The organism is Arthrobacter sp. FW306-07-I (assembly GCF_021800405.1).
In the GTDB taxonomy this organism is placed as follows: domain Bacteria; phylum Actinomycetota; class Actinomycetes; order Actinomycetales; family Micrococcaceae; genus Arthrobacter.
Genome location: NZ_CP084550.1, coordinates 2,887,139 through 2,902,270, shown reverse-complemented (window position 1 = coordinate 2,902,270; position 15,132 = coordinate 2,887,139). Strand labels below are relative to the sequence as shown.

The following is a 15,132-nucleotide window of genomic DNA, read 5'->3' as shown; positions in this document are numbered from 1 at the left end:
AACCATGTGCGCGGTGACCCGGGCCGGCGGTCAAATTGAAGAACAACAGCCGGAAGGAAACAGGCAGGGGTGGAAATGGAAATGCCGACGACGGCTGGGTGGCCCGGCAGGACGCGGCGCACGGGAGTGCCGCTTGCCTTTGCATGCCTGGGCGCTGTGCTTCTGGGCGGATGCAGCGTAGGCGTTCCGGATCCTTCCGTGCCGGCCGCAACTCCGAACACTCCGGTGCTGGCCACTCCCACCATCACCCCGGGACACGATGCCGCTGCAGTGGCGGCGCGCGACCTGCCCTTCTCCGCCGGTGGGACCCTGGCGCCCGGAGTTCCGGTAGGCATCTCTGATGAGCTGAAAGGCGCGCCCGGCTGGAAGCTCGAAAAGGAAAACGTGGCCGGTGCCAGCCAATACGCAAAGACGGATGGCTGTGTTGTGGCGGCACGGGTCAGTACAGGACAGGCCCCCTTGGCGCAAGGCGGGGACAGGGAATCCACCGTTGCTCTTTTCCAGTACCTGGACGGCACCATCCAGCCTTCGTACCTGAAGACGGAAACACTGCAGTGGGGCGGTGCCCCGGATGCGCCCGGCAGGAACGTGGAAGTGCTGGCGCTGGAGCAGCCGGCTCCGGGCGGCAGGTCCACTGTGGTTCTGGCGAGGGTTTTTGGCACGGCGGATTCGTCGGCCTATATAACGGTGTCCTGCCCCAATCCGGCAGCACTGGCGTCAGCGCGCAACGAGGTCCGCCGCTACCTGCCGCTGCTTCCTCCCACTGCTTGAGCCGGCCGGTTGGCCGCTGGGCCAGTTGGCGCGTCGACCAGTTGGCGCAAGGCCGCCGGCGGCTGGAGGGCACAGCTGCCGGCGGATACTTTGCACAGAGCGCCCGCTTCCGCGGACAGGAAAGGGCTACGCAGCGGCCGCGGTGGTCCCCGTTGACAGCCGGTTGAGGGCCAGGGCGCCCACCAGGAGCCCGAAGTCGCGCAGGGCCACGTCGTAGAAGCTTCCCAGCAGCAGCAGGTTGATGATGATCCCGACCAGCCAGGCGGCCACCAGCAACGAGCCAAGTTTCGGACGCACCGCCACTACGACGCCGGCGATGATCTCCACGACCCCAACCACATACATGAAGGTCTGGGGTGGCAGCGGCACCACCGCAGTGGCTTGGGGCGCCAGGTACACGGTCCACTGCGTAAGGATGTTCGTGAACTTGTCCAGGCCGAAAAGGATGGGTGCGACGGTAAAGACAGTGCGCAGAAGCAGGAAGGCCTGCCGGGCTGCCGGCATGGTGGTGTATACATGCTGGGCGCGCACTGCCGATGCTGACTTCATGGTGTACTCCTTCTAAAAGTAGATAATGTAATTTTAGAAAGCTGATGGTCTATAATCAAGAGATCTTGACTTTGGATTTGGGAGGCATCATGTACCGACTTCCCTGGGCCGACAGGATCGCAGCCGTCGCCTCACTCACGGATGCGAAGAGGCTGCAGCTGTTCGAGCTGGTTGCGGCATCGATCCGGCCCGTGGGACGCGACGAGGTGGCCGAGGCTTCGGGCATGGCACGGAGCACCGTTTCCTTCCACCTCGACAGGCTGGTCCAGGACGGGCTGCTGGCCGTGGAGTTCCACAAGCCCGCGGGCAGGGTGGGGCCGGGCTCGGGGCGTCCGGCCAAGATGTACCGGCCGATGGCTGGCGAAGTGGGAGCCTCCGTGCCGGACCGGAACTATGACCTTGCCGGGGAACTGATGGCCGCTGCCATCGAAACCTCGCAGGCCGACGGTGGGCCGGTGGGGGAGTCCCTGCGCGCAATTGCGTTCCGGAAGGGGCGGGAGCTCGCAGAATTAGCCGGTGGGTTGGAGGAGTTCCTGGCGGAGGCGGGCTACCAGCCGCAGCCTGACGGTGACGGCGGCTACCTGCTGCCCAACTGCCCCTTCCATCGGCTTTCCCGGGCCCACGCCACAGTGGTCTGCGATATGAACGGCGCCTTCCTGCGGGGGGCGGCGGTTGGCTGCGGCAGCCCCGAGGACCGTGTTGCCGAGGCCACCGGACCCGGTCACTGCTGCGCACGGATCCAGGGTGCGGGCTGACCGCAACCGCCGGGAATTGGGGCCTGCAGGGATAGAATTGGAGGATGCCCGCCTACCTCGACCATGCCGCCACCACGCCGCTTTCGGGCGCTGCGCTCGCCGCCTTGACCCGGGAACTCGCGCGGACCGGTAACCCCTCATCGCTGCACGGGTCCGGCCGGCGTGCCCGCCGTGCCGTGGAAGATGCGCGGGAGGCCATCGCCGCAGCGGCGGGAGCCCACCCCTCGGAGGTGATCTTTACCTCGGGAGGAACCGAGTCGGACAACCTCGCCGTCAAGGGTATGTACTGGTCCCGGGTGGCAGAAGACCCCAAGCGGCGGCGCATCCTCTGTTCCGCCGTCGAACATCACGCGGTTCTCGACACTGTGGAATGGCTGGAGCGCCACGAAGGTGCGGAGGTGACCTGGCTGCCCGTCGACGGCGAAGGAGTTCTGGACCTCGACGTGCTCCAAACCGAGCTTTCGCGCGATCCAGGGAGTGTGGCGCTGGTGACCGTCATGTGGGCCAACAACGAGGTGGGCACCATTCAGCCGATCCCGCAGATCGTTGAACTTGCCCATGGCGCCGGCGTCCCAATGCATTCCGATGCCGTCCAGGCATTCGGTTCGGTGCCGGTGCACTTCAAGGACTCCGGCCTGGATGCCATGTCCATCTCCGGGCACAAAATTGGTGGTCCCGTCGGGGTGGGGGCACTTCTGCTGGGGCGGGCGGTGAAGCTGACACCAGTGCAGCATGGTGGGGGGCAAGAGCGCGACGTCCGCTCCGGCACGCTGGACACCGCTTCCATTGCTGCCTTCGCCGCAGCTGCGGAAGCGGCCGCCGCTGCGCTTCCCACGGAGTCGGCCCGCATTGCTGCCCTTCGGGACAGTCTGATCGACGGCGTCCGCGAACGGGTACCGGAAGCGGTCCTTCGCGGCGCGCCCGGCGACGGCCGGCTTCCTGGCAACGCCCATTTCACGTTCCCCGGCTGCGAAGGGGACTCGCTGCTGTTCCTCCTTGACCTGGCGGGCATCGAATCGTCAACCGGTTCGGCCTGCACCGCGGGCGTGCCCCGGCCGTCCCACGTGCTGCTGGCCATGGGGCTGGACGAGGAAACGGCGCGTGGAGCCCAGCGGTTCAGCCTGGGGCACGCGTCCACCGAGGCGGACGTCGATGCCCTTCTTGCTGCACTCCCCGAGGCGTACGCACGGGCGCGCCAGGCGGGCATGGCCGGGCATGAGTCCTCGATCCAGACCGCGGGTACCGTGGCGCGGCAGGTGCTGGGCGGCGCCTGACCCTCAGGCCTGACCTGTCCGGCCGATTTGCCTGCCGCCGTAGAATGGATAGGCGAACATCGTTTCCGCCGCCGGTGCAACCAGCACGGCCCCGGAAAACAAGCATCCCCCAACAGAAAGCCAGCATGCGAGTACTAGCAGCCATGAGCGGCGGAGTTGACTCCGCTGTTGCCGCCGCCCGCGCGGTGGAAGCCGGGCACGACGTCGTCGGTGTCCACCTGGCCCTTTCGCGCATGCCCGGAACCTTGCGCACGGGCAGCCGTGGATGCTGCACCATCGAGGACTCCCGCGACGCATGGCGTGCCTGCGACGTCCTCGGCATTCCCTACTACGTGTGGGATTTTTCCGAGCGCTTCAAGGAAGACGTCGTCCAGGACTTCATCGACGAATACGCGGCCGGCAGAACGCCCAACCCCTGCATGCGCTGCAACGAACGCATCAAGTTCGCCGCCCTGCTGGAGAAGGCCATCGCCCTGGGCTTCGACGCCGTTTGTACCGGCCACTACGCCAAGGTCATCGAGGACGCCGACGGCAACCGGGAACTGCACCGCGCTGCCGACTGGGCCAAGGACCAGAGCTACGTCCTTGGCGTGCTCACCCACGAACAGCTCAAGCACTCGATGTTTCCGCTGGCGGACACCCCGTCGAAGGCCGAGGTGCGGGCCGAGGCGGAGCGGCGCGGCCTCTCCGTCGCCAACAAGCCGGACAGCCATGACATCTGCTTCATCCCCGACGGCGATACTGCGGGCTGGCTCGCCGAAAAAATCGACATGGCCAGCGGTGACATCGTGGATGAGACCGGCGCCAAGGTAGGGGAACATCCCGGGGCGAACGCCTTCACCGTGGGCCAGCGGCGGGGACTCAAGCTCGGCACGCCTGCTGCCGACGGAAAGCCGCGCTTTGTCCTGGAAATCAGGCCCAAGGAGAACAAGGTGGTGGTGGGACCCGAGGCCCTGCTGGCCATTGATGAGATCCGCGGCATCAAGGTTTCCTGGGCAGGACTTCCCATCAACGAGGTGGAAACCGGAGCCGAATTCGACTGCTACGCGCAGGTCCGGGCACATGGGGACCCGGTTCCGGCCACTGCCTGGATGGAGCCCGCCGCCGACGGTAATGGCCGAGGCCAGCTGGTGGTCCGACTGACCACCCCGCTGCGCGGAGTGGCGCCCGGCCAGACCGTGGTCCTTTACCAGGGCACCAGGGTGCTGGGCCAGGCAACCATCGACGCGGCGCGTTCGCTCCAGCGGGCCCCCCTCTAGCCTGTTTGATCCAAGGCACTGTCCCGGGTATTGCCGGGGCAGTGCTTTGCTGTCCCCGGAACTTTGATGCCGCCCGGCGCCAGCAGAATCTGTCCGGCCAGTGGGCAGCAGTACCAATGAGATAAATTTTGTGTTTCAAGTCACGGAATTGGCCGTATTGAGGACTGACTCTCTGATTGAATCTAGGGATCAGCACTGCTCGCCGGGGCAGGGGCCAACATTGCCCGTGTCTCCGGCGTGCGCGTACTCATCGGACAGAAAGTTCACAGATGATCAAGAGCACAACCGGCCTGCACCGCGCCATCGCGCTGGCAGGCATCTCCGCCCTGGCCCTGACAGCCTGCACCGGGCCATCGGGCGGCGGCGGTGGAACGTCCAGCGGCGGCAGCGCCGGTGGCGGTGCCATCACTTTCGGAACGACCGACAAAGTCGTCACCCTCGACCCCGCCGGCTCCTACGACGCAGGATCCTTCCTGGTGATGAACCAGGTCTACCCCTTCCTGATGAACTCCAAGCCCGGCTCTGCCGAGGTCAGCCCCGATGTCGCGGAGTCCGCCTCCTTCACGGCACCCACCGAGTTCACCGTGAAGCTGAAACCGAACCTGAAGTTCGCCAACGGCCATGCCCTGACCGCCTCGGACGTGAAATTCTCCTACGACCGCGTGGTGAAGATCGACGACCCCAACGGTCCGGCGTCCCTGTTGTCCAACCTCAAGTCGGTTGAGGCGAAGGACGACACCACCGTCGTCTTTACTCTCAAGCAGGCCAACGACCAGGTGTTCCCCAGCGTCCTGGGCACCAACACGGGCCCCATCGTCGATGAGGAAGTGTTCCCGGCCGACAAAGTCATGAGCGACGAAGACATCGTTGCCGGCAAGCCCTTCGCGGGCCCGTACACCATCGATTCCTACAAGAAGAACGAACTGGTCAGCCTCAAGAGCAACCCGGACTACAACGGGCTGTTGGGCAAGCCGGCCAATGACAGTGCCGTCATCAAGTACTACGCCGATTCCAACAACCTCAAGCTGGACGTGCAGGGCGGAAACATCGACGTTGCCGGCCGCAGCCTGACCGCAACCGATGCCGCGGACCTGGACAAGGACTCCAAGGTCAAGGTCTACAAGGGCCCCGGTGGCGAACTGCGGTACATCGTCTTCAACTTCGACACCATGCCCTTCGGCGCCAAGACGCCGGAAGCCAACCCTGCCAAGGCCCTCGCGGTGCGGCAGGCCATGGCCGACATCGTGGACCGCCAGGCCATTTCGGACCAGGTCTACAAGGGCACCTACGTCCCGGCGTACTCGGTTGTCCCTGACGGCCTGCCCGGCGCAACCCAGCCGATGAAGGAGATGTACGGCGACGGCAGCGGCAAGCCGAGCGTGGACAAGGCCAAGAAGGCCCTGTCCGACGCCGGCATCACCGGTCCGGTCAACATCAAGCTGCAGTACAACCCGGACCACTACGGCAAGTCCTCCGGTGACGAGTACGCCATGGTCAAGGAGCAGCTGGAGAAGTCAGGGCTGTTCACCGTGGACCTGCAGTCCACCGAATGGGTGACCTACTCCAAGGCACGCACTGCTGACGCCTACCCCGTGTACCAGCTGGGGTGGTTCCCGGACTACTCCGATGCGGATAACTACCTCACGCCGTTCTTCATCCCCGGCAACTTCCTGAAGAACCACTACGAGAACCCGACCGTCACGGACCTGGTGCAGAAGCAGCTCACCACCCCGGACAAGACCGAGCGGCAGAAGCTGATCGGCGACGTCCAGACAGCTGTGGCCAAGGACCTTTCCACCCTGCCGCTTCTCCAGGGCTCGCAGCTGCTGGTGGCCGGGAAGGATGTCAAGGGCGTCGAGAAGACCCTTGATCCTTCCTTCAAGACCCGTCTTGGCGTCCTTTCCAAGTAAGCACTCCACCCCCATCGGGCTCTGACAGGCCAGAGGCGGGACGCCGAAACGGTGTCCCGCCTTTTGCCGGTCATCAGCCAGCACCGAGGGGAATGCTGGCTCCCGGTCACCACGAATCCAGGTACCGATGACAACTTTGATTGAAGCGCCACCCAGTGACGCGGACGCACTCCTTCCGCCCAAGAAAAAGCAGGCAGGCGGAGGGCTGGGCCAGTACATCCTGGTCCGCTTCCTGCTGATTTTCCCAACCATCCTCATCCTGGTCACCATGGTGTTCTTCCTCATGCGGATCACCGGGGATCCCATCACGGCCGCCATGGGCGGCCGGCTGCCCCCGGACCAGTTGCAGGAACGTATCCATGCCGCCGGCTATGACCGGCCCGTGCTCGTGCAGTACTTCGAATACCTGGGCCAGCTGGTCTCAGGAAACTTCGGCACGACGCTTTCGGACAACCGCCAGGTCACCGAGATGCTGACCACCTACGGCTCGGCCACACTGGAGCTGGCCATCAACGCCCTCATCGTCGCCCTGCTGGTGGGAATCCCGCTCGGCATGGTTGCCGCGCAACGGCGTGACCACCTGCCGGACGCCGTGCTCCGAATCCTGGCCATCCTCTTCTACGCCACCCCGGTCTTCTTCGCCGGCATGCTGCTGAAGCTGGTGTTCTCGGTGTGGCTGGGCTGGCTTCCCGTAGCCGGCCGTGCCAACACCAGGACCGAGCTGTCCCTCACCGCGCTGGAAGCTCCCACCGGCATCTACTGGCTGGACGCCCTCCGCAGCGGGAACATGGCGGCCTTCAGCGACGTCATGTCCCATGCTGTCCTTCCGGCGCTGGCACTGGGCCTCCTGACCGCAGGTGTCTTCCTGCGGCTGGTCCGCACCAACGTCATCGGTACCCTCGGCAAGGATTACGTCGAGGCCGGCCGCTCACGTGGCGTCAGCGAGTTCCGGCTGGTCACCAAGCACGCCTACAAGCCGGCGCTGATCCCCATCATCACCGTCATGGGCCTGCAGATCGCGGTGCTGCTCGGCGGCGCCGTGCTCACCGAAACCACCTTCGAATGGAAGGGCCTCGGGTTCCAGCTGGCCAACTACCTTACGGCGCGCGACTTCGTGGCCGTCCAGGGCATTGTGGTGCTGCTGGCCGTCATCGTCGCCGTCACCAACTTCATCGTGGACATCCTCGCCGCGCTGATCGACCCACGCGTGAGGTACTGACATGACCGCCGAAACCACTCTCGCACCTGTCGCCAACCCGCGGGCATCCTTCATCGGCCGGCTGCCGGTTGTGTCGCACTACAACAAAAGCGTCGGCCTGCAGCGCTTCATGCTGGTGGTGGGCCTGGTCCTTACCGGCATCTTCCTGCTCACGGCGCTGGCCGCACCGCTGCTGGCGCCCTACGGCTTCGCGCAACTGTCCGACGCCGACGGCAGTTTCCCCACCCAGCAAGCCCCGGGCGGCAAACACCTCCTGGGCACCACCGTGGGCGGCTACGACGTCCTGTCACGCGTCATCTGGGGTACCCAGACAGCGCTGCTGGTCATCATCGTGGCCGTGGTCCTCTCCATCTTCGCCGGCGTCATCCTCGGCCTGGTGAGCGGCTACATCGGCGGCTGGCTGGACCGCGTCCTCGTAGTGGTGGCCGACGCGATCTACGCGTTCCCGTCACTGCTGGTGGCCATCGTGATGGCCATCGTCATCAGCGGCGGCCAGTCCAGCCTGTTTGGCGGGATCCTGGCGGCGGCCATCTCCATCACGGTGGTGTTCATCCCGCAGTACTTCAGGGTGATCCGGGCAGAGACCATCCGGCTGAAGGCAGAACCTTTCGTTGAGTCGGCCAAGGTGGTGGGTGCATCGAACATCCGGATCATGACCCGGCACATCTACCGCAACGCCACCCGCACCCTGCCGCTGATCTTCACCCTCAACGCCTCCGAAGCCATCCTGACCCTGGCCGGGCTCGGCTTCCTGGGCTTCGGCATTGAACCAAGCTCTGCGGCCGAGTGGGGCTTCGACCTGAACAAGGCGCTTGCGGACACCACATCGGGCATCTGGTGGACGGGCCTTTTCCCCGGCCTGGCCATCGTCTGGACAGTCCTTGGGCTGACGCTGGTGGGCGAAAGCATCAACGACCTCAACGATCCGCGCCTCCGCGGCCGTAAGCGCAGCGGCCGCAAGGGCGCTGGTGCCACGCCGGCCGCTCCCGCTGCAACCGCCGCTCCCGGCGGGTCCGGCCCCGAAACAGAATTGAGCAACCCGTGAGCGAAAATCTCGGTTACCTGTCAGACCAGCAGGACCGGAAAACAGTCCTGGATATCGACCACCTGAAAGTCACCTTCGCTACGGACGGCGGTGACGTGCGTGCCGTCAAGGATGTCAGCCTGGAGGTCAGGGCCGGCGAGGTGGTGGCGATCGTGGGCGAGTCCGGGTCCGGCAAGACGGTGACGGCGAAGACCATCCTTGGCCTGCTGCCGGAAACGGCTGTGAGTTCGGGTGCGGTGCTGATCAACGGCGCCAACGTCATCAGCCTCAGCCCGGGTCGGCTGCGCCAGATCCGCGGCCGCGACGTGGCCATGGTGTTCCAGGAGCCGTCCACCGCCCTGAACCCTGTGTTCACGGTGGGGTGGCAGATCGCCGAAGGCATCCGTGCCCATGCGGGAGCAAACGGCGGGGGACGGGTGTCGGCGAAGGAAGCCAAAGCCCGCGCCATCGAGGCCCTGGGCAAGGTGGGCATCCCCGATCCCGAACACCGCGTCAACTACTACCCGCACCAGTTCTCCGGCGGGCAGAAGCAGCGGGTCGTGATCGCGGCGGCACTGGCGCTGAATCCAGGCCTTATTGTTGCCGACGAACCCACCACTGCCCTGGATGTCACCGTCCAGGCCGAAATCCTGGAACTCCTCCGGGACCTGCGGGACAAGTACGGCACCTCGATCGTGCTGATCACGCACAACATGGGCGTGGTGGCAGACCTGGCGGACCGCGTGGTGGTGATGTACCAGGGCGACGTCGTGGAGGAAGCCCCTGCGAAGACGCTGTTCGCCGAACCCAGGCAGGACTACACGCGCAGCCTCCTTGCCGCGGTGCCGCACCTTGGCCGCAACTCGGCGTCGGCAGGCCTGACCGAACGCCGCCACCAGGATGAGGAAGTGCTGGTGGCGGCCGACAAGCTGGAGATCGAGTACCCGGGGCGGCTTGGGACGCCTGCCTTCAAAGCCGTGGATGGTGTCAGTTTCACCTTGTCCAGGGGGGAGGTGTTTGGCTTGGTGGGGGAGTCGGGGTCCGGCAAGACCACTATCGGCCGCGCTATTGCCGGGCTCAACCGCACTACCGGCGGGAGCCTCAAGGTGCTGGGCTACGAGATGCTGAACCTTCGCGAGCGCACGTTCAAGCCGCTGCGCAAGGATATTGGCTTCGTGTTCCAGGACCCGGCTGCCTCCTTCAACCCGCAGTTGACCATCGGAGAGTGCATCGCCGAGCCCATGGTTATCCACACCCGGCCAAGCGATGCCCAGGCGCGCAAGCGCGTTGGTGAGCTGCTTGAATCAGTCCAGCTGCCGGCGTCGTACGCGGGCCGGTACCCGCACGAACTGTCCGGCGGCCAGCGGCAGCGGGCGTCGCTGGCGCGTGCCCTGAGCCTGAACCCCCGGTTGCTGATAGCGGATGAGCCGACGTCGGCCCTGGACGTTTCGGTGCAGGCGAAGGTCCTGGAGCTGTTCCGGGACATCCAGGAGGAATTTGGCTTCGGCTGCCTGTTCATCAGCCACGATCTTGCGGTGGTGGACATCCTGTCCTCCTGGGTCGGCGTCCTGTACAAGGGCAAGCTGGTGGAGCAGGGGATCGGCAGCCAGGTCATGGGTAACCCGCAGCATGACTACACGCGGCGGCTGATTGCCTCCCTGCCGGTGCCTGATCCGGCCGAACAGGCGAAACGCAGGGAGGAGCACCGGGCGCTCCTGGGCATCTGACCCGGAAAGTCGTTACCGTAAAGCTCCGGTGCCGGCAGTGTGCCGGCACCGGCGCTTCACACCCGCGGTGACTCCGTCCGCTCCCATAGACTGGAGCCATGACGCAGCACAACCCCATCCCTCCTGGCTCCGATGATTTCGACCCCTCCGCCAGTTCCCTGGCAGGTCAAGTGGACGATTCGGTGATGGCTGAACTGCTGTCCATCCGTTCCAGCATTGACAACATTGATGCCACCCTGGTGTACCTCCTGGCTGAACGCTTCAAGGCCACCCAGAAAGTGGGGTTCCTCAAGGCAACCCACCGCCTGCCCGCCGGTGATCCGGGACGGGAAGCCGCCCAGATCGCACGCCTGCGCCGCCTGGCCGAGGACGCCCACCTTGACCCGGCGTTCGCCGAGAAGTTCCTCAACTTCATCATCGGCGAGGTAATCCGCCACCACGAGGCCATCGCCGAGGACCACCAGGCGTCATCCGGACAACAGTCCCAGACCTCCGCACTGGCGTGAGCCGGGAACAGTACCAACGGGGCTCCGCCCCGCGTCCGGCCAACGCTGCGGACACTTCATTCGAAGCCCCGGAAGTAACGGCCACGGCGCTGGGTCCGTGGCCAGGCGAAGACCCGCTCGAAGCCACCCGGATTATCCGCGGCGAGCTCGGCAGCCCACACCTGCCGTTCCTTGCCGAGCTTCCGGACCGCGGGGTGGGTTCCGACGCCCTGGGCCGTACCGCGTCCCTCCTTGAGGAGCTGGCGGTGGACGTGCAGCCGCACGGGTGGCGGCTTGTGGACCGGCCCGGCAAGGACATGCGGCGTGCCGCGTCGGCGCTCTCCACCGACCTGAACGTGCTCGCCGACGTGGCGGGCGCGGAGGACGTTTCCCCTGCAGAGTTCAAGGTTCAGTTGGTAGGCCCGCTCAGCCTTGCGGCAGGCCTGCACCTGCACAACGGTGAGCGCGCGCTGCTGGACTACGGCGCGCGGCGGGACCTGGCCGCTTCCCTCGCAGCAGGAGTGGGCAGTTACCTCACGCGGGTGGCAGCGGCCGTTCCCGGCGCCCGTTTGGTGGTACAGGTGGACGAGCCCGCCATCGCCTCAGTGCTGGCCGGAACCATACCCACCGCCAGCGGCTACCGCACCCTGCGCGCGGTACCGGCATCGGAAGCGCGGGAGTCCTGGCGGCTGGTCCTGGATGCCCTGCGCGAAGCCGGTGCCGCGGACATGGTGGTGTCGTTTCCGGAGATCGAGGCACCGATCGAACTGGTCCTGGCCGCAGGCGCCGACGGTGTTGCACTGCCGTTGAAGGCGTTGACCAACCGCCAGTGGGAGCAGGTGGCCGGAGCGGTGGAGGCCGGAAAACAGTTCTGGGCAGGCGCCCTGGAGGTCTCGGGCGGCCCAATGCCCAAGGTTGCCGACTGCATCGAGTCCGTATGGCGTCCCTGGCGCCAGCTGGGCCTTCCGGCGTCGCTGCTTGCCGCCACCAGGGTGACGCCCTCGGCAGGACTGGCCAATCTCACACCCTCACAGGCCACCGCGGTGCTCGGCAGGCTTACCCAGGTGGCTGACGGCCTCAACCAGCTGGTACTGGGGTAGGCGTCAGACCCTGTTTTCCCAGCGATCCGGCTGCGCATAGCGGGGCAGGTAGCTTTGCGCGGAACTGCCGCCGGTGTAGGGGCGCAGCCGGTAGTCGAAGGTACCGGCGTACACCAGGACCAGACCGATCTGGGGCTGGATGACCTTGACCTGGATGCGGTGCCGCCCGTTGCTGCCCTCCGCCGGGTCCCACCATTGTTCGGCATAGGCCTTGGCGTCCAGGGCTGCCGGAAGGGGTACCCGGAGGGCACCCAGGAAAAGCCGGGAAGCTTCTGATACTCCGCGCAGCCTGCCGTCCAGGGTGACGCTGAGGTTCAGATCCGTCACCAGGCGCCGGTACCGTCCCACGTAGTCCACCAGCCGGGTGGCGCCGGCCCGGGTGATGGCGCTCGTGGTGTCCTGGAAAAGCCGGGTCCGTTCCGGGAACCGTATCTCCCGGCGGGCGGTGAGGCTGGAGCGGCCGAACGGATCCTGGTGCGCGTGGTTCTCGATCCGGAACGGAATGTTTTCACCGTACTCGGGAAAGAAGGCTTCTTCGCCCCCGGTGAGCCGCAGCAAGGGGCGCAGCCACCGCTGGCGGCACCCAACGACGTCGAACGTTCCTTCCCCCACGCCGTAGTGCCCGGACCCCGGTGCCAGCGAGAAATACTCCTGCAGCTCGGGCTGCAACCGGGAGAACTCCCTGCCCAGGACCTGCCGGTAAATGGGGACGCTCATCAAATGGACCTCCTGTTGCCTATGCCGTCTTGCTGTTCGGGGCTGACTGTCTCCGGGTTCACAATCTACCGGCAGCCTTAAGCCGGATGTACATGTCCGCAAGCCGGGGCGGCAGTTCGTGGGGCTCGGCGTCCACCACCTCCGCTCCATAGCGCCGCAGCTCGGCAGTCACCGCCGCACGCTGCAGGAGCGCGCGTTCAGCCGCAGCAGCACGGAAGACTCCGGTGGCATCGTGGCGTTCCCTGAGCATGGCGCCCAGCTGGGGGTCGCGGACGGCTGCCACCACCACGACGTGCTGGCTTGCCAGCCGCTCGGCCACCGGCAGCAGGCCTTCCTCCGGAGCCCCGCTGTCCAGCGACGTCAGCAGCACCACGAGCGACCGGTGCGCGGATACGGCACGGACCTGCGCCGGGACGGCAGGCCAGTCCATCTCAATCAGTTCCGCTTCAAGGGGTGCCATTGCCTGGACCAGCCGGCCCAGGATGGTGCCCTGCCCGGCCGAGCCGGCCCGCGCCCGCGTCCTGCGGTCAAACGCCACGAAGTCCACCCGGTCTCCGCCCCGTTCAGCCAGGACACCCAGGAGGAGCGCCGCTTCGATCCCGGTGTCCAGGCGCGTTTCGTCACCGATCCTGGCCGCGGACGTGCGGGACGTATCGAGGACCACCACCACCCGTCGGTCCCGTTCCGGGCGCCACGTCCGGACCACCACCGCGGAGCGCCTGGCCGTGGCGCGCCAGTCGATGGAGCGCACGTCATCACCGCGGACGTAGTCGCGCAGGGAGTCGAACTCCGTGCCGGCGCCGCGGATCTGGACGGCGGCCTTTCCGTCGAGTTCGCGCAGCTTCCGCAGCTTGGAGGGCAGGTGCCGCCTGGAATGAAAGGGCGGCAATACCCGCACTGAGCCGGGGCAATCGATGGTGCGCTGGCGGGCGGCCAGGCGCAGGGGCCCGAACGAGCGAATCGTCACGTGCGGCGCTGCCAGGTCGCCACGCCGGACAGGATGGAGCTTGACCTGGTACCGCCTTCCTTCCCCGGCCGGTACGTCGATGGCCTGGACCGGGTTCTGCGCCCCGGCGGAGGGTTGCCAGCCATCCCGCAGCGAGCCGCGGAGCGGGCGGGCACCGCCGTTGCGCACCGTGAGGATGGCGTCCACCGACTTGTTAAGCGTCACGTTCTCCGGATCCGCACGCACCACATTGATCCGGCGGAGGGATGCCGCGAAGACCAGGTCCGCAACCAACAGGGCCACGAGCACGGCGGCGGTGGCAAGTACGGTCAGCCACCCGGGGGACAGCAGCACCGGCACCAGGCCAAGCAGCACCAGCGCAACGAAGCGCCCCGAGATGGCCATCAGCGGGGAACGGGGACGGACGCCAGGATGCTGCCCAGGACGTCGTCCACGCGGACGCCGTCCATCTGGGCTTCGGGCTGCAGCGCCACGCGGTGCCGCAGGCACGGGAGGGCCAGCGCCTTGACGTCGTCCGGGGTGACAAAGGGACGCCCCGAGAGCCATGCCCAGGACCGTGACGTGTTGAGGAGTGCAGTGGCACCGCGCGGTGACACTCCCAGCTGGAATGAAGGGGCGGCCCGGGTTGCCCGCACAAGGTCAACGATGTAGCCAATGATTTCCGGTTCCACCGCCACGCGCGCCACTGCCTCCCGCGCCCGTTCCAGGTCCTCCGCGCCGGCCACCGCCCGGACCCCGGCCGCCACCAGGTCCCGGGGATCGAAACCGGCGGCATGGCGGCGGATGACTTCGATTTCGTCCCCGCGTTCGGGCAGCGGCATGGTGAGCTTGAGCAGGAACCTGTCCAGCTGGGCCTCCGGCAGGGCGTAGGTGCCCTCGTACTCCACCGGATTCTGGGTGGCCGCCACCAAAAAAGGCGCCGGAAGCCGCCGGGAGGTGCCGTCCACCGATACCTGCCGTTCTTCCATGGCTTCGAGGAGTGACGCCTGGGTCTTTGGCGGCGTGCGGTTGATCTCATCAGCCAACAGCAGGTTGGTGAAGACGGGACCCTCCCGGAAGCTGAATTCGGAGGTGTGGGAGTCATAAACCAGGGAGCCTGTGACATCGCCGGGCATGAGGTCGGGGGTGAACTGCACCCGTTTGGTGTCCAGGCTCAAGGCGGAGGAGAGCGCGCGGACCAGCAGGGTCTTGGCAACCCCGGGCACGCCCTCCAGCAGCACATGCCCCTGCGAAAGCAGGGCAATCAGGAGGCCGGTGACCGTGGCGTCCTGTCCCACCACTGCCTTTGCCACCTCCTGCCGGACAGCAAGCAGTGCCTGCCGTGCGCCGTCGTCGTCCATGTAGCTGCCTGAGTCCATGGCATTAAGGGTTGCCG

Annotated in this window: 14 protein-coding genes; 10 read left to right on the top strand and 4 right to left on the bottom strand. The window is 66.4% G+C overall.

What is annotated here, in order from left to right; genetic code table 11:
• The first annotated feature begins 198 nt into the window (after nt 1-198).
• The gene (locus tag LFT46_RS13385) at nt 199-771 is read left to right on the top strand and encodes a hypothetical protein (protein ID WP_336885525.1); all 573 of its coding nucleotides are present in this window, start codon (nt 199-201) and stop codon (nt 769-771) included.
• Between the two features lie 126 nt (nt 772-897).
• Here LFT46_RS13385 and LFT46_RS13380 read toward each other — a convergent pair whose 3' ends face one another.
• Nucleotides 898-1,320: a hypothetical protein gene (locus LFT46_RS13380; protein WP_236820114.1), complete on the bottom strand. Its 423-nt coding sequence runs from the start codon at nt 1,318-1,320 to the stop codon at nt 898-900.
• An 89-nt stretch (nt 1,321-1,409) separates the two neighbouring features.
• Here LFT46_RS13380 and LFT46_RS13375 point away from each other — a divergent pair, with 89 nt between their 5' ends.
• The 9 genes from LFT46_RS13375 to LFT46_RS13335 all read left to right on the top strand — a co-directional run bounded on the left by LFT46_RS13375 (nt 1,410) and on the right by LFT46_RS13335 (nt 12,073).
• Complete coding sequence (locus LFT46_RS13375) at nt 1,410-2,075, top strand: helix-turn-helix transcriptional regulator (protein ID WP_236798932.1); 666 nt, start codon at nt 1,410-1,412, stop codon at nt 2,073-2,075.
• Between the two features lie 44 nt (nt 2,076-2,119).
• Nucleotides 2,120-3,349, top strand: coding sequence for a cysteine desulfurase family protein (locus tag LFT46_RS13370; protein ID WP_236798931.1), 1,230 nt, complete (start codon nt 2,120-2,122; stop codon nt 3,347-3,349).
• A gap of 125 nt (nt 3,350-3,474) precedes the next feature.
• Nucleotides 3,475-4,608 (top strand): tRNA 2-thiouridine(34) synthase MnmA, encoded by a 1,134-nt coding sequence (mnmA, locus tag LFT46_RS13365; protein WP_236798930.1) that lies wholly within the window; start codon nt 3,475-3,477, stop codon nt 4,606-4,608.
• Nucleotides 4,609-4,877: 269 nt separating this feature from the next.
• Nucleotides 4,878-6,518: an ABC transporter substrate-binding protein gene (locus tag LFT46_RS13360; RefSeq protein ID WP_236820112.1), complete on the top strand. Its 1,641-nt coding sequence runs from the start codon at nt 4,878-4,880 to the stop codon at nt 6,516-6,518.
• A gap of 127 nt (nt 6,519-6,645) precedes the next feature.
• On the top strand, nt 6,646-7,737 hold the full coding sequence (locus tag LFT46_RS13355; RefSeq protein WP_236798928.1) for an ABC transporter permease: 1,092 nt from the start codon (nt 6,646-6,648) through the stop codon (nt 7,735-7,737).
• Nucleotide 7,738: 1 nt separating this feature from the next.
• Entirely contained in the window at nt 7,739-8,782 is a 1,044-nt protein-coding gene (locus LFT46_RS13350; protein WP_236798927.1) for an ABC transporter permease, read from the top strand.
• Nucleotides 8,779-10,488 (top strand): ABC transporter ATP-binding protein, encoded by a 1,710-nt coding sequence (locus tag LFT46_RS13345; protein ID WP_236798926.1) that lies wholly within the window; start codon nt 8,779-8,781, stop codon nt 10,486-10,488. Before LFT46_RS13350 ends, LFT46_RS13345 begins: the two co-directional genes overlap by 4 nt.
• A gap of 98 nt (nt 10,489-10,586) precedes the next feature.
• Nucleotides 10,587-10,994 (top strand): chorismate mutase, encoded by a 408-nt coding sequence (locus tag LFT46_RS13340; RefSeq protein WP_236798925.1) that lies wholly within the window; start codon nt 10,587-10,589, stop codon nt 10,992-10,994.
• Entirely contained in the window at nt 10,991-12,073 is a 1,083-nt protein-coding gene (locus LFT46_RS13335; protein WP_442863647.1) for a hypothetical protein, read from the top strand. The genes LFT46_RS13340 and LFT46_RS13335 overlap by 4 nt, the downstream gene beginning before the upstream one ends.
• 3 nt (nt 12,074-12,076) lie before the next feature.
• Here LFT46_RS13335 and LFT46_RS13330 read toward each other — a convergent pair whose 3' ends face one another.
• From LFT46_RS13330 to LFT46_RS13320, 3 genes are read right to left on the bottom strand one after another with little or no spacing between them, the layout of a single operon-like run.
• Complete coding sequence (locus LFT46_RS13330; protein ID WP_236798924.1) at nt 12,077-12,790, bottom strand: DUF4166 domain-containing protein; 714 nt, start codon at nt 12,788-12,790, stop codon at nt 12,077-12,079.
• Nucleotides 12,791-12,848: 58 nt separating this feature from the next.
• Entirely contained in the window at nt 12,849-14,141 is a 1,293-nt protein-coding gene (locus tag LFT46_RS13325; RefSeq protein WP_236820103.1) for a DUF58 domain-containing protein, read from the bottom strand.
• Nucleotides 14,141-15,115: an AAA family ATPase gene (locus tag LFT46_RS13320; RefSeq protein WP_236822043.1), complete on the bottom strand. Its 975-nt coding sequence runs from the start codon at nt 15,113-15,115 to the stop codon at nt 14,141-14,143. The genes LFT46_RS13325 and LFT46_RS13320 overlap by 1 nt, the downstream gene beginning before the upstream one ends.
• Nucleotides 15,116-15,132: the final 17 nt, after the last annotated feature.